This is a genomic window from Nocardia sp. NPDC051990 (assembly GCF_040680755.1).
GTDB lineage: Bacteria > Actinomycetota > Actinomycetes > Mycobacteriales > Mycobacteriaceae > Nocardia.
The window spans coordinates 196,999-210,056 of sequence record NZ_JBFAXH010000010.1; the positions used below are offsets into that span (position 1 = coordinate 196,999).

Here is a 13,058-nt window from a genome sequence, read left to right on the forward strand (position 1 = left end):
ATGCCGCCGTTGCCACCTCCCACAGCCTCGCCACCTCGACCGCTTCGACATCCTGCGGCGCGGCGGCAACGCGTGCGATGCGGCGATAGCCGCCTGCGCAGTGCAAAGCGTGGCCGAGCCGGGTTCCACGGGCATCGGCGGGAACGATTTCGTCTTGTATGCGCCGTCGAGAACCGACACTCCACAGTGGCAAGGCGTACGGCTTGAACGGTTCGGGTCGTGCGCCGCGGGAGACTGTGTGTCGAGTTCCCACATGAGCGGGGCATCGAGTAGATCGCGCTGACCTCGCCAAATGCGGTCACCGTCCAGGGGTTCGATGCGTAGTAGGCAATGCCATTGTCGTACAACATCTTCCAGAAGGATCGGGTACTGTCTGCGGGCGTCGACCGTTGAGGTCAGCTGCTCGGACAGTGTTGTCGTACTTCTGGAATCGAGGCAAGCGCATGAACCATAAACTCTGGTTGCTCGGGCGATCCGCAACCGTCGGTGCTCATATGCTGAGTGAGAAGATCACCCGACCGATGGCGCGGTCCATCCACGATGTCCCGGTTTCCGGCGAGAAGATCACCCCTGAGTGGCTGACAGCTGTCCTGTGCCGCGATGTCCCCGATGCCGAGGTGCTGTCGTTCGACACGGCCAACGGCAGCCGGGGTACCTCGACCCGAGTCGCGATCCGGGTCGAATACAACGACGTGGGCACCCAGTCGGGACTGCCGACGGAGCTGTTCGCGAAGACCACCACGGCATTCAGCCAGCGCATACTGCTCGGCGGCGGAAAGATGATCGACGGAGAAACCCGCTTCTTCCGGGACTTCCGACCCAGAGTCGACATGGAGGCCCCGACCGGCTACTGGGGCGCCTCCGATCCATCGTCGTGGCGGTCGATCGCGCTGATGGAGGACATCGCCGCGACACGCGGGGCGGTATTCAGCGAGCCGACTGCTCCCATCGCCCGCGATCAGATCGAAGATCTGGTGCGCAATCTCGCGCGGCTGCACGGCACATTCTGGGAGGACTCGTCGATCGGGGTCCTCAACACTCCGGCCTACATGCTCAACGCCTATCTCGCCGCGATCGATATGAAGAAGCGTTGCGAGGTCGGCCTGCACCGGGCGGAAGAGGTCGTTCCCGCAGCCTTGCACGGACAGAGCGAGCGGTTGTGGGCGGGCGTCGAGCGGGCCATCGCGATTGCGACCGATGACGTTCCCGCGACCTTGCTGCACGGCGACCCGCATATCGGGCAAACCTACGTGACTGGTGACGGCCGAATGGGGTATGTCGACTGGCAGGTGGTGATGCGTGGCGGGTGGGCCCACGACTTCGCCTATACCGTCAACTCCGGATGTGAGCCCGAGGACCGGCGTGCGTGGGACCGCGAACTGCTGGAGGCATACCTGGACGAACTCGGCCACGCCGGCGGCGAGGTGCCATCGTTCGACGACGCCTGGCTGCTGTACCGGCAGCAGTCCATGTTCGCCTACGCCGCATGGGCTTTCACGATCGGCCGTGCGGCCTATCAACCCAAGATGCAATCGACCGAAACGTGTTTGACGTTGTTGAAGCGCATCACCACAGCGATCGACGATCACGATTCGTTGAAAGCCCTCGGCGTCTAGTCCGGCAGTGGAGGGTGTGGTACGTGTGGAGCGTCAGGTGTCACACTCTCCGACCATCACCCGCGTCGATGCCAGGCCCGGCAGTCCACGATCACGGCTGAATTACTGCGATCGCGCTGTCTTCGGCACGCGGCTCATTTGCGCCAAGAAGATTCTGCCAGTACGGGTCTCATGCTGTCCTGCAGCACTGCGCTGCTCGCTATACCATCGACGGTTCCTGCCGAGCCAGCAGAACGACCATGCTCTCGGGAGCAGCGACTCGGCACAGTGCAGTGCTACAGCAATGTGCAATACGAACAGTCTGGAGTTTCTTCTTGAGTACGTCGCAGTTCCGGGCGCGCGCACAGTCGTGCCCGGTCGCCCACGGCTCGCCGATTGATTCCGACGGCCCGCGAATACCGCTGCATACGCCGGAGTTCGCCGCCGATCCGCACCGTGCATATCGTGAAATGCGAAGGCAGTACGGCTCGTTGGCGCCGGTCGAATTGGCGCCCGATGTACCGGCTACGCTGGTAATCGGTTACCACGCTGCGCTGCGCATCCTCAACGATCCCGAGCACTTCCCCGCCGATCCGCGCGCGTGGCAGAAAACGGTCCCGCCCGACTGCCCGATCCTCCCACTGCTGGAGTGGCGTCCCATGGCCAGCAGGAGCGCCGGAGCAGATTTCGTGCGATATCGGCAGGCCATCACGGCAAGCGTCGAGGCAGTGGATCTGTATGCCCTGCACGACATTGTGGAGAATATCGCGATCCCCCTGATCAACGGGTTCTGCCAGGATGGCCGTGCGGAGCTGATCAGTCAGTACGTATATCCGCTGGCGTTCGAAGTCGTGAATTCCATGCTCGGCTGCCCGCCGGACATCGGGCAGCAGGTCGCCGCCGGCACGGCCGCGTTGCTCGAGGGGGTCGACGCTGAGAAAGGCAACCAGATACTCGGCGAGGCGCTGATGAACCTGGTAACCCTCAAACGAGCGGAGCCGGGAAACGACATCACCTCGGTACTACAGCAGCACCCCGCCGCCCTGGATGACGTCGAGGTATCGCATCATGTGTCGCAGGTCTACGGCACAGGTATCGAGTTCGAGCTGAACTTGATCGTCAATACCTTGCTGCTGATCCTCACCGACGATCATTTCGGTGACAGTGTTCGGGGCGGAAACATGTCCTCGCGGGAGGCATTGGACGCGGTGTTGTTCAACGACCCGCCACTGGCCAACCTTCTGATCACCTACCCTCGTCAGCCGATCCTCATCGACGGTGTTTGGCTGCCGGCCGACCAGCCGGTCGTCATCAGCATGGCCGCCTGCAACAACGACGATTCCATTCGGACCGGTGACCTGACCGGCAATCGTTCACACCTGGCTTGGGGTATCGGCCCCCACGCCTGTCCCGCGCAATCTCTGGCCTATTTGATCGCTCAGGATGCCATCGACCAGCTCCTCGACGCCCTACCCGAAATCCAGCTCGACGTAACGGACGGCGCGCCGGCCTGGCGACAGGGGCCCTTCCACCGGGCACTGACGGCACTACCGGTTACCTTTCCGCCCACTTCTCCGTTGAACGTCAACAACGAACCTGCGCGCCTGCCCTGACTCACACGTCACCGGACGGGTGTGAGGCAGTTTCGGGCAAGCTCATCGAGGGGCGGCTCGAGTTCCGCGAGCTCTCCACTGTGTGGGGCTACAGCCGTGGCGTTGGCGGAACCACCGGGAGAAGTTGCCGGGAGAGGAGAAGGCGAGCAGTTCGGCGATCTCGGTGACTGTGTGGCGACGGCTGGTGACCATGTGTTGAGCCAGTTCGGCGCGGGTGGCATCGAGCAAGGTTGTGAACGTTTCGCCCTCGGCGGCGAGGTGGCGGTGGATCGTGCGGCGGTCGACGCCGAGGCTGCGGGCGATCTGATCGACCGAGCAGCGGCCGGTGGGAAGGAGGAGTTCGATGAGTTGGCGGACGCGGTCGAGTGTCGTCGCGGAGTGGACGTCGCGGACGGGGCCGAGGAACTGCTGGGCGTAGGCGCGCAGTTGGGGGTCCGACATGGCGTTCGAGGCGTCGAGATCGGTCGTGTAGATCAGGATGCCGTTGAAAGGCTGGTCGAACGTGACTTGCGGGCCGAGGATGCGGTGGTGGGTGCGCCGGTCGCTCGGTGCGTGGTGAGTGAAGCGGACTTCCATGGGTTGCCAACCGGTCCCGAGAAACCCGCGCAGGAGTCCGTGAAGCACGCCGACGACCAACTCGATGGCTTGCCGGGGTTCGCCGGGCGCTCCGAGATCGAGAGTCACCCGGATGGTGGCGATGCCGTTGTGCTCGGTGAGGCGAGTGTGCAGGGACTCGTTGTACATGTGCTCGTGCCGGGACATGACCCGCAGCGCACTGCGGACATCGGGTTCCTCCCGGATGACCAAACTCAATGGGCCGAGATTGGCGAAGCGGCGGCGTTCGGCCAGCCGTAACCCGAAATCCTCACACCCGGACGCACTCGCTGAGGCTTCGAGCAGATCGGCTATGGCGGCGGCAGGAACCCAGCGGTCCTGCAGGCTCAAGCTGGCCGGATCGAGACCGGCTGCACGCATCAGCTCCACTGGGTCCAGGCCGAGTGAGTGCCCGAGTTCCACATAGCTGTGCAGTGCGGCATAGCGAGCCAGCGGCTTCAACACGCTCTCCTGATGTCCCGAGATGAATGCAATTCTGTCCCGCCAAGATAAGCATGGGTAAGCGATCTGACTTACTGTGGATTCCATCACAGCGACGGTGACCAGCGGAAAGGAGGAGATCGTGATCGGTGAGCGCACCCGGCACGACCTTCCGCTGACATCGCGCACTCGATCAGTCCGGTAACCGTGAGCGCCCGTCGAGGGCGTTGTGGATAGCCGATTCCGGACATCCCGTTTTGTCGGACCTGTAGACCGCCCGCGCCCACACGTGGCGGCGATGAAGAGGAGATTCACTATGGCACAGGCTGTTCGCTTCTACGAGACCGGCGGCCCGGAGGTGTTGCGCTGGGAAGAGGTCGAAGTGGGCGAGCCCGGGCCCGGCGAAGTGCGCATCCGGCACGAGGCGGTCGGGTTGAACTTCGCCGACACCTACTTTCGTAGCGGCTTGTACCCGGCCGCGTTGCCGGCCGGTATGGGAGTCGAGGCGGCCGGTGTGATCGTGGCTGTCGGCCCCGGGGTCGACGGTTTTCAGCCGGGCGACCGGGTCACCTATACCGGCAGCCCGTTGGGTGCCTACAGCACCGAGCGAGTGATGCCGGCCGAGCATCTGATCGGGCTGCCGGACGAGATCGGCTTCGATACAGCCGCGGCCATGACCATGCGCGGGCTGACCACGGCCTACCTGTTGCGCCGTATTCACCCCCTGCGGGCCGGGGACACTGTGCTGTTGCACGCGGCTGCCGGCGGGGTCGGGTTGATCTTCCTGCAGTGGGCGAAACTGCTGGGGCTCACGGTGATCGGGACCGTGTCGAGTGAGGAGAAGGCCGAGATTGCGCGGGCGCATGGCTGCGATCATGTGGTGATCTACACCCGCGAGGACGTCGCCGCTCGGGTGCGTGAGCTTACCGATGGCGCGGGTGTGCCGGTGGTCTACGACAGCATCGGCAAGACCACCTTCGAGACGTCACTGGATGCGCTGTCGCGGCGCGGGTTGCTGGTGTGCTTCGGCACCGCCTCCGGGCCGACACCGCCCATCAACGCCATGCAGCTGGCGGTCAAGGGTTCGCTGTTCGTCACCCGTCCCGCGCTCGCCGACTACATCGCCGACCCCGCCGAGCGCGCCGAACTGGCGGGCGAGCTGTTCGCCCACGTCGCGGCGGGGCGGATCCGGATCGAGATCAACCAGCGCTACAAGCTGTCCGACGCAGTGCGCGCACACCGTGACCTGGAATCCGGTCGCAGCATCGGCTCCTCGGTCTTCACCCTCTGACACCCGCCCGCCGCGGCGGCTCGATCCCTTGGAGGACCATTCATGACAACCATTGCCCCTCTGGACGATTCGACGGTGCGCAGCTCGATCGGCGTGAAGCCGCTGACCTGCACGATCGGCGCCGAGCTGTTCGATGTCGACCTTGCGCTGGCGGCTCATGACGACGCGCTGTTCGCCGAGTTGCGCGCCCTGTTGCTCGAGTACAAGGTGTTGTTCGTCCGCGACCAGGACATCAGCCGCGCTGATCATGTCGCTCTCGCGCAGCGCTTCGGCCCGTTGGAGGACCATCCGGTGGTCGGCAGCGATCCGGACCATCCCGGCCTGGTGCGCATCTACAAGGACCTTGACAGCCCGCCCGAGCACTACGAGAACGCCTACCACTGCGATGCGACCTGGCGCAAGCACCCACCCATGGGCAGCATCCTGCGCTGCGTGGAGGCACCACCGGTGGGCGGCGACACCATCTGGGTGAACATGGTCGAGGCCTACCGGCGCCTGCCCGAGCAGGTCAAGCAGCGCATTCAGACGCTTCGGGCCCGGCACAGCATCGAAGCCAGCTTCGGCGCGGCCCTGACGATCGACAAGCGCCACGAACTCGCGCAACGGTTCCCCGACGCCGAGCACCCGGTGGTGCGCACCCACCCCGAAACCGGCGAACAGATCCTGTTCGTCAACTCCTTCACCACGCACCTGGTCAACTACCACACACCCGAGAACGTGCGTTTCGGCGCGGACTACGCCCCTGGAGCCGCCGAGCTGCTGCACTACCTGATGCGGCAGGCCGCCATCCCCGAATACCAGGTGCGCTGGCGGTGGACGAAGAACAGCTTCGCCATCTGGGATAACCGCTCCACCCAGCACTACGCGGTCCAGGACTATTGGCCCGCCGTCCGAAAGATGGAGCGCGCCGGGATCGTCGGCGACGCGACCTTCTGAAGAAAATTCACCCGCAACCTCACTCGATTCGGAGAATTCTGATGCATTTCCACGACGACGCGCTGTTCCCGGAGAACCAGGAGAAGCTGGTCATCACCAGCGCACCGTACGGCCCGGAGTGGGAGCCCGACGACTTCCGTGAGGATCTGCCGTTGACGATGGAGGAACATATCCAGCAGGCGGTGGACTGTTACGAGGCCGGTGCGACCGTGTTGCACATCCATGTGCGTGAGCTCGACGGTAAGGGCTCCAAGCGGCTCTCGAAGTTCAACGAGTTGCTCGCCGGGCTGCGTGAGGCCGTCCCCGAGATGATCCTGCAGGTCGGCGGATCGATCTCGTTCGCACCCGAAGGCGAAGGCGCCGATGCGAAGTGGCTGTCCGACGACACCCGCCACATGCTGGCCGAACTCGATCCGAAGCCGGATCAGGTGACCATCGCGATCAACACCAGCCAGATGAACATCATGGAATTGATGACCGCCGACGACATCGCGGGTACGTCGATGGAGCGTCCGGAACTCGCGACGGCGTACCGGGAGATGACCGTGCCGGCCGGTCCCGAATGGGTCGCCGAGCACCTGCGCCGCCTGCAGGCCGCCGGGATCCAGCCGCACTTCCAGCTTTCGAGCATTCCGCAGCTCGAGACGGTCGAACGGCTCATCCGCCGCGGCGTATACACCGGTCCGCTGAACTTGACCTGGGTCGGTATCGGTGGCGGTTTCGACGGCCCGAACCCGTACAACATCATGAATTTCATCCAGCGTGTCCCGGACGGCGCCTGCCTGACCCTCGAGACACTGATGCGCTCAGTGTTGCCCGTCAACGCCATGGCGATCGCCATGGGACTGCACACCCGCTGCGGTAACGAGGACACCCTGTGGGGCCGCAAGGGCCAGAAGATGACCTCGGTCCAGCAGATCCAGCAGCTGGTCCGGGTCGCCGGGGAACTGGGCCGCGAGGTCGCCACCGGCAAGGAGGCCCGCGAAATCTACAAGATCGGCACTACCTACGCCGACGCCGACGAGACCCTCGCCAAGATCGGATTCGCACCCAACCGCAAGCCCGGCCAGGTCGGCTTCACCCACCACGGCTGAGCATCCGACTCCTTGCGGTAGCTTCGGCCGCCGCCCGGCTCGGGGCGCGGGTCACAGGGATCTCGCGCCCCTATCTTTCCCCCTCAGCTCCGGTGCGCCGCACCACCGTCACGGTGCACCGGATTCGTAGGAGCACCAATGGAGTTGCACACTACCGCCACCGGGGCGGATGACCACACGGTCGCCGCCCCGGCCCCGGCGGCCACCCGCGTACCGCGAACCCGCCGCTGGTATCCGTGGGTAGTCTTCGCGCTGGCATTCGGCCTGCTGCTGGCCGACTACATGTCCCGGCAGGTTCTCAGCGCCGTCTTTCCCTTCCTGAAAAGTGAATGGGCACTGTCCGATTCGCGGCTGGCATCGCTTACCAGCATCGTCGCACTCATGGTCGGACTGCTCACCCTGCCGTTGTCGATGCTTGCCGACCGCTGGGGCCGGGTTCGCTGCCTGGTGCTGATGGCGGTGGTATGGAGCGCGGCGACCCTGCTATGCGCGGTCGCCGCCGACTACGAGCAGATGCTCGCCGCCCGCTTCCTCGTCGGCGTCGGCGAGGCCGCCTATGGCAGCGTCGGCATCGCGGTGGTGCTCAGCGTGTTCGCCCCGCGGGTGCACGCCGCCCTCAGCGGGGCCTTCATGGCCGGCGGCTCGTTCGGATCGATGCTCGGTGTCGGCCTGGGCGGCATCGTCGCCGTTCAGCTGGGGTGGCGCTGGTCCTTCGCCACCATGGCGATCTTCGGTCTGATCCTGGCAGTGCTGTTCCGTGCAGCCGTGACCGAGGCGAAACTGGCCCGCCACGCCGCCGAACCGGGACCGCAAGCACCGCACAGTGGCACCGGCTTCCGCGCACCGGTGTCGACGCTGTTCACCAACCCAGCGGTGCTGTGCGCCTATCTGGGAAGCGCCCTGCAGATCTTCACCGCCGCGGTCCTGCTGTCGTGGACGCCGAGCTTCTTCAACCGCTACTACGATCTGGCCCCCGACCGGGCCGGCGCGGTCGCCTCGGTATTCGTGCTGCTCGTCGGCGCGGGTATGGTGAGTTGCGGCGTGATCACCGACCGGGTCGGCCGCGCGGACATGTCGCGCAAATGGACCGCCGCAATCGTCTTCTGCACGATCTCGCTGCTGTGCCTCGCGGTCGGCTTCAGCCTCACTGCCGGTCCATTGCAGCTGCTGCTCATCGGTATCGGCGCCTTCTTCTCCGGCGGGTCGTCGGGGCCGACCGCAGCCATGGTCGCCAACCTCACCCACACCTCGGTGCGGGCGTCGGCGTTCGGCACCCTCACCCTGGCCAACAGCCTGCTCGGGCTCGCCCTCGGCCCATTCGTCGTCGGTGTCCTCGCCGATCACCTCGGTCTGGCGAACGCACTGCGACTCGCACCGCTCACCTACCTGGCCGCCATCGCCGCCCTGATGCTGGGTAAACGCGCCTACCCCGCGGGGCTGCGCAAGCTCGTCGCCGTCGAGCGCATGGCCTCGCACTGATCTGGAAAGGAACTGCCACACACCATGAAAGACACCCCCGACCCCACCGTCGTGATCGTGCCCGGGCTGCGCGACCACGTGCCCGAACATTGGCAGACCCTGCTCGCCGAACGGCTGGACACCGTCCACACGGTCCCGCCGCTCGAGCGCGACAAGTTGTCCCGCGCCGCCCGAGTCGCCGCGCTCGACGCCGCACTCGGCGACATCGAAGGCCCCGTGGTGCTGGTTGCGCACAGCGCCGGCGTCATGATCACAGTGCACTGGGCGCAGCAGGCCACCCGGCCCGTGCAGGGGGCGCTGCTCGCCACTCCGCCGGACTTCGACGCACCACTGCCGCAGGGATACCCGTCACCGGACGAGCTCGACGCGGGCGGCTGGAACCCGACTCCACGGCAACGGCTGCCGTTCCCGAGCATTGTGGCCGCCTCCACCAACGACCCGCTCGCCTCGCACCGGCGCGTTGCGGGCATGGCCGAGGCATGGGGCAGCCGCCTGGTCGACCTCGGCGACGTCGGACACCTCAATCCCGCCTCCGGATACGGTTACTGGCCTCGCGCGGAGGAACTGCTGCGTGAGCTGATCGTTACCACCACCCCTTCGGTGTCCGGTGCGGAGGCCCGACGGTGAGCAAGGTCGTGACCACGGCCGCAGAAGCGGTTGCCGACATCGCGTCCGGATCTTGTCTGGCGGTTGGTGGATTCGGTTTGTGCGGCATCCCGGACGTACTCATCGCGGCTGTGGCCGCACGTGATGTCACCGATCTCGAAATCATCTCCAACAACTGCGGGACCGATCAGAATGGGCTGGGAATCCTGCTGGCAGACAAGCGGATTCGTCGCATCACCGCCTCCTATGTGGGGGAGAACAGCGAGTTCGCCCGCCAGTATTTGTCCGGTGAACTCGAAGTCGAGCTGACCCCGCAGGGCACGCTCGCCGAGAAGCTCCGGGCCGGCGGTGCCGGTGTCCCGGCGTTCTTCACCCCCGCCGGTGTGGGCACCCCGGTCGCCGAAGGTGGCCTGCCGTGGAAGTACGCGCCCGACGGATCGGTCGCCGTGGCCTCGCCACCCAAGGAGGTCCGCAACTTCGGCGGCCGGTGGGGCCACCGGCGATACGTGCTCGAGGAAGCCCTCACCGCGGACTACGCGCTGGTGCACGCGCTCGTCGCTGACACCGAGGGCAACCTGGTGTTCAACAAGTCCGCCCGCAACTTCAACCCGCTCGCGGCCATGGCCGGACGCGTCTGCATCGCCCAGGTCGAGAAGCTGCTTCCCGCAGGCGATCTCGACCCTGAACACATTCATCTGCCCGGCATCTTCGTCGACCGCATCGTGCACACCGGACCGCAGCTCAAACGGATCGAGAAACGCACTGTCGCCCAGGAGCATTGATATGACCACCGCCAGCACCGTTCTCGGCTGGTCCCGCACCGAGATGGCCGCTCGTGCCGCCCGCGAACTGCGGACCGGCGAATACGTCAACCTCGGCATCGGCCTGCCGACCCTGATTCCCAATCACCTGCCCGAGGGCGTCCGCGTCACCCTCCACTCCGAGAACGGCATTCTCGGCACCGGCCCCTACCCGCGCGAAGCTGACGTCGATCCCGATCTGATCAACGCCGGCAAGGAAACCGTCACCACCCTTGCGGGTGCCGCGTTCTTCGACTCCGCCACCAGCTTCGGCATGATCCGCGGCGGTCACATCGACACCGCCGTCCTCGGCGGCATGCAGGTCTCGGCCACCGGCGACCTGGCCAACTGGATGGTGCCCGGCCACATGGTCAAAGGCATGGGTGGCGCGATGGACCTGGTCCACGGCGCCCGGAGGGTGATCGTCCTCATGGAACACACCGACAAATCCGGTGCGTCGAAGATCGTCCCGCGCTGCACACTCCCGCTGACCGGCGAACAGGTCGTACAACGCATCATCACCAACCTCGCTGTCATCGACGTCACCGCCACCGGTTTGGCGTTGCGCGAGTGTGCACCGGGCATCAGCGAGGCCGATGTCCGCGCGGCGACCGCCGCACCGCTGACCACTATGCCCTGACCGAGCGCCCGACGGCTCCGTCCGGCGCTCGCGCTCCCAACGATTCCCCGAAAGGTATTCCGTGCTCAATCTTGCTGTGCTGCTGGAGGATTCGGCGCGCCGCAATCCTGATGACGACGCTGTCGTGCTTGGTGCCGAACGCCTCACCTACGCCGAACTCGACACCCGCGCCAATCAGATCGCGCACCTGCTGACCACCCGCGGCGTCGAGCCCGGCGGCAGAGTCGCACTGTCGTGCCCGAACCTGCCGGAATTCCTGATCGTCTACTACGGCATCCTCAAGGCCGGCGCGGTCGTCGTTCCCCTCAACATCCTGCTGCGACCCCGCGAAATCGCCTACCACCTCACCGATTCCGAAGCCGACTTCTACTTCTGCTTCGAAGGCACGGCCGAGCTGCCCATGGGAGAGTACGGTCACGAGGGATTCCAGCAGGCACCCGGCTGCCGCGACATGGTCTTGATCACCGCGGATCCGCAGGCCCCTTCGCCGTATCCGGGCGTCGACACCCTGGCTCGAGCTGTTGCGGCCCAGCCAGCAGCGTTCGACACCATCACTCGCCGCGCCGACGACACCGCGGTCATCCTCTACACCAGCGGAACCACCGGCCGTCCCAAGGGTGCCGAACTGACCCACACCAATATGGTGATGAACGCGCTGACGGCAAACCGGCTGTTCGACAACCGCCCCGACCGACACGACACCCATCTGGTGACATTGCCGCTGTTCCATTCCTTCGGCCAGACCATCCACATGAACGCCGGTGTCTCGGTCGGCGCGACGCTGGTGCTCTTGCCGCGTTTCGATGCGGCCACCGCGCTGCGGACGCTGGCCGATGAGCGCATCACCTTTTTCGCGGGAGTGCCGACCATGTACTGGGGGCTGCTCCAAGCCGTCGATGCGCACGTCGACGTCGAGCGGATCGCCGGCACGCTGCGCAAGGCTGTGTCCGGCGGCGCCGCCCTCCCGATCGACATTCTGTCGCGCTTCGCGCAGCGCTTCGGTGTCCAGATCCTGGAGGGCTACGGATTATCGGAAACCTCCCCGTTGGCGTTGTTCGCCGATCCCGACCGCGATCCCCGGCCCGGGTCGATCGGAATTCCGGTGTGGGGCATCGAAGCCCGACTGATCGATGCCAAGTGGCACACGGTCACCGGTGTCGGCGAGATCGGCGAGATCGCGCTGCGCGGCCACAATGTCATGAAGGGTTACCACAACCGCCCCGAGGCCACCGCCGAGGTGATGCGCGACGGCTGGTTCCGCACCGGCGATCTCGCCCGCCGTGACGCGGACGGTTTCTACTACATCGTCGACCGGGCCAAGGACATGATCGTGCGCGGCGGATTCAACGTCTATCCCCGCGAAATCGAAGAAGTCCTGGTCACCCACCCCGCGGTCTCCTTGGCGGCCGTTATCGGCATTCCCGACTCGCACTACGGCGAGGAGATCAAGGCCGTCGTCGTCCCCGAAGCCGGAACCACGATCACCGAAAACGAGCTCATCGCCTGGTGCCGACAGCAGCTGGCCGCCTACAAATACCCCCGCACCATCGAATTCACCGCCACGCTGCCGATGACCGCCAGCGGCAAGATCCTCAAACGCGAACTCGCCGCAACCCACGGTGCAACTGTCGCGGCCGACTCGGCGGCCGACACGAGTTCTGGCGCCTGATCCCCTGCGCCGGATGCGGGAGCGGGTACCTAGCCCGTTCCATCACCACCGGCAATCACCTCACGGTATTGCCTATCGCATCAACGATGATGAGAAAGAAATAAAGATGAGGAAAATCGTTACGGTGGCCGCGGGTTTGGTGGCCGCGGTTGGTATCGCGTCTGGTTCGGCGGGCGCGCAGCCTGGTGATGAGGGCGGTGCGGTTGGTTTCACGGCCAACGCCACCGATACCCAGTCCATTGTCACCACCGATGCGGGTTCGATGGTTGTCGAGGAGGGTGTTTTCAAGATCAAGTCTGT

At 65.5% G+C, this 13,058-nt stretch carries 12 protein-coding genes and 1 pseudogene; 12 read left to right on the forward strand and 1 reads right to left on the reverse strand.

Annotation, left to right across the window (positions count from 1 at the left end; genetic code table 11):
- The first annotated feature begins 52 nt into the window (after positions 1-52).
- The 3 genes from AB0L63_RS20285 (at position 53) to AB0L63_RS20295 (ending at position 3,208) form a co-directional block, all read left to right on the forward strand.
- Positions 53-283 carry a gamma-glutamyltransferase gene (locus tag AB0L63_RS20285; RefSeq protein ID WP_364502931.1) on the forward strand — a complete coding sequence of 77 codons (231 nt, stop codon included), beginning with the start codon at positions 53-55 and terminating at the stop codon, positions 281-283.
- Positions 284-443: 160 nt separating this feature from the next.
- The gene (locus AB0L63_RS20290; protein ID WP_364502873.1) at positions 444-1,616 is read left to right on the forward strand and encodes an aminoglycoside phosphotransferase family protein; all 1,173 of its coding nucleotides are present in this window, start codon (positions 444-446) and stop codon (positions 1,614-1,616) included.
- A 314-nt stretch (positions 1,617-1,930) separates the two neighbouring features.
- A complete protein-coding gene (locus tag AB0L63_RS20295) occupies positions 1,931-3,208 on the forward strand; it encodes a cytochrome P450 (RefSeq protein WP_364502876.1) in 1,278 nt (425 codons plus the stop codon).
- 42 nt (positions 3,209-3,250) lie between these two features.
- Here AB0L63_RS20295 and AB0L63_RS20300 read toward each other — a convergent pair whose 3' ends face one another.
- On the reverse strand, positions 3,251-4,264 hold the full coding sequence (locus AB0L63_RS20300) for an AraC family transcriptional regulator (RefSeq protein WP_364502879.1): 1,014 nt from the start codon (positions 4,262-4,264) through the stop codon (positions 3,251-3,253).
- A gap of 295 nt (positions 4,265-4,559) precedes the next feature.
- Between AB0L63_RS20300 and AB0L63_RS20305 the strand changes: the two genes are divergently transcribed.
- From AB0L63_RS20305 to AB0L63_RS20345, 9 genes and pseudogenes are all read left to right on the forward strand, one after another.
- Positions 4,560-5,534: a quinone oxidoreductase gene (locus tag AB0L63_RS20305; protein WP_364502882.1), complete on the forward strand. Its 975-nt coding sequence runs from the start codon at positions 4,560-4,562 to the stop codon at positions 5,532-5,534.
- Between the two features lie 42 nt (positions 5,535-5,576).
- Positions 5,577-6,470: a TauD/TfdA family dioxygenase gene (locus tag AB0L63_RS20310; protein ID WP_364502884.1), complete on the forward strand. Its 894-nt coding sequence runs from the start codon at positions 5,577-5,579 to the stop codon at positions 6,468-6,470.
- Between the two features lie 41 nt (positions 6,471-6,511).
- Complete coding sequence (locus AB0L63_RS20315) at positions 6,512-7,564, forward strand: 3-keto-5-aminohexanoate cleavage protein (protein WP_364502887.1); 1,053 nt, start codon at positions 6,512-6,514, stop codon at positions 7,562-7,564.
- A gap of 138 nt (positions 7,565-7,702) precedes the next feature.
- Positions 7,703-9,043, forward strand: coding sequence for an MFS transporter (locus AB0L63_RS20320; RefSeq protein WP_364502889.1), 1,341 nt, complete (start codon positions 7,703-7,705; stop codon positions 9,041-9,043).
- Positions 9,044-9,067: 24 nt separating this feature from the next.
- Positions 9,068-9,670, forward strand: coding sequence for an alpha/beta fold hydrolase (locus AB0L63_RS20325; protein WP_364502892.1), 603 nt, complete (start codon positions 9,068-9,070; stop codon positions 9,668-9,670).
- Positions 9,667-10,431: a CoA transferase subunit A gene (locus AB0L63_RS20330; protein WP_364502895.1), complete on the forward strand. Its 765-nt coding sequence runs from the start codon at positions 9,667-9,669 to the stop codon at positions 10,429-10,431. The genes AB0L63_RS20325 and AB0L63_RS20330 overlap by 4 nt, the downstream gene beginning before the upstream one ends.
- Before the next feature lies 1 nt (position 10,432).
- Positions 10,433-11,089 (forward strand): CoA transferase subunit B, encoded by a 657-nt coding sequence (locus tag AB0L63_RS20335; protein WP_364502898.1) that lies wholly within the window; start codon positions 10,433-10,435, stop codon positions 11,087-11,089.
- A gap of 61 nt (positions 11,090-11,150) precedes the next feature.
- Positions 11,151-12,758, forward strand: a complete 1,608-nt coding sequence (locus AB0L63_RS20340) for a long-chain fatty acid--CoA ligase (RefSeq protein WP_364502901.1) — start codon at positions 11,151-11,153, stop codon at positions 12,756-12,758.
- A gap of 106 nt (positions 12,759-12,864) precedes the next feature.
- Positions 12,865-13,058: pseudogene (locus AB0L63_RS20345) on the forward strand (hypothetical protein); the annotation flags it as partial.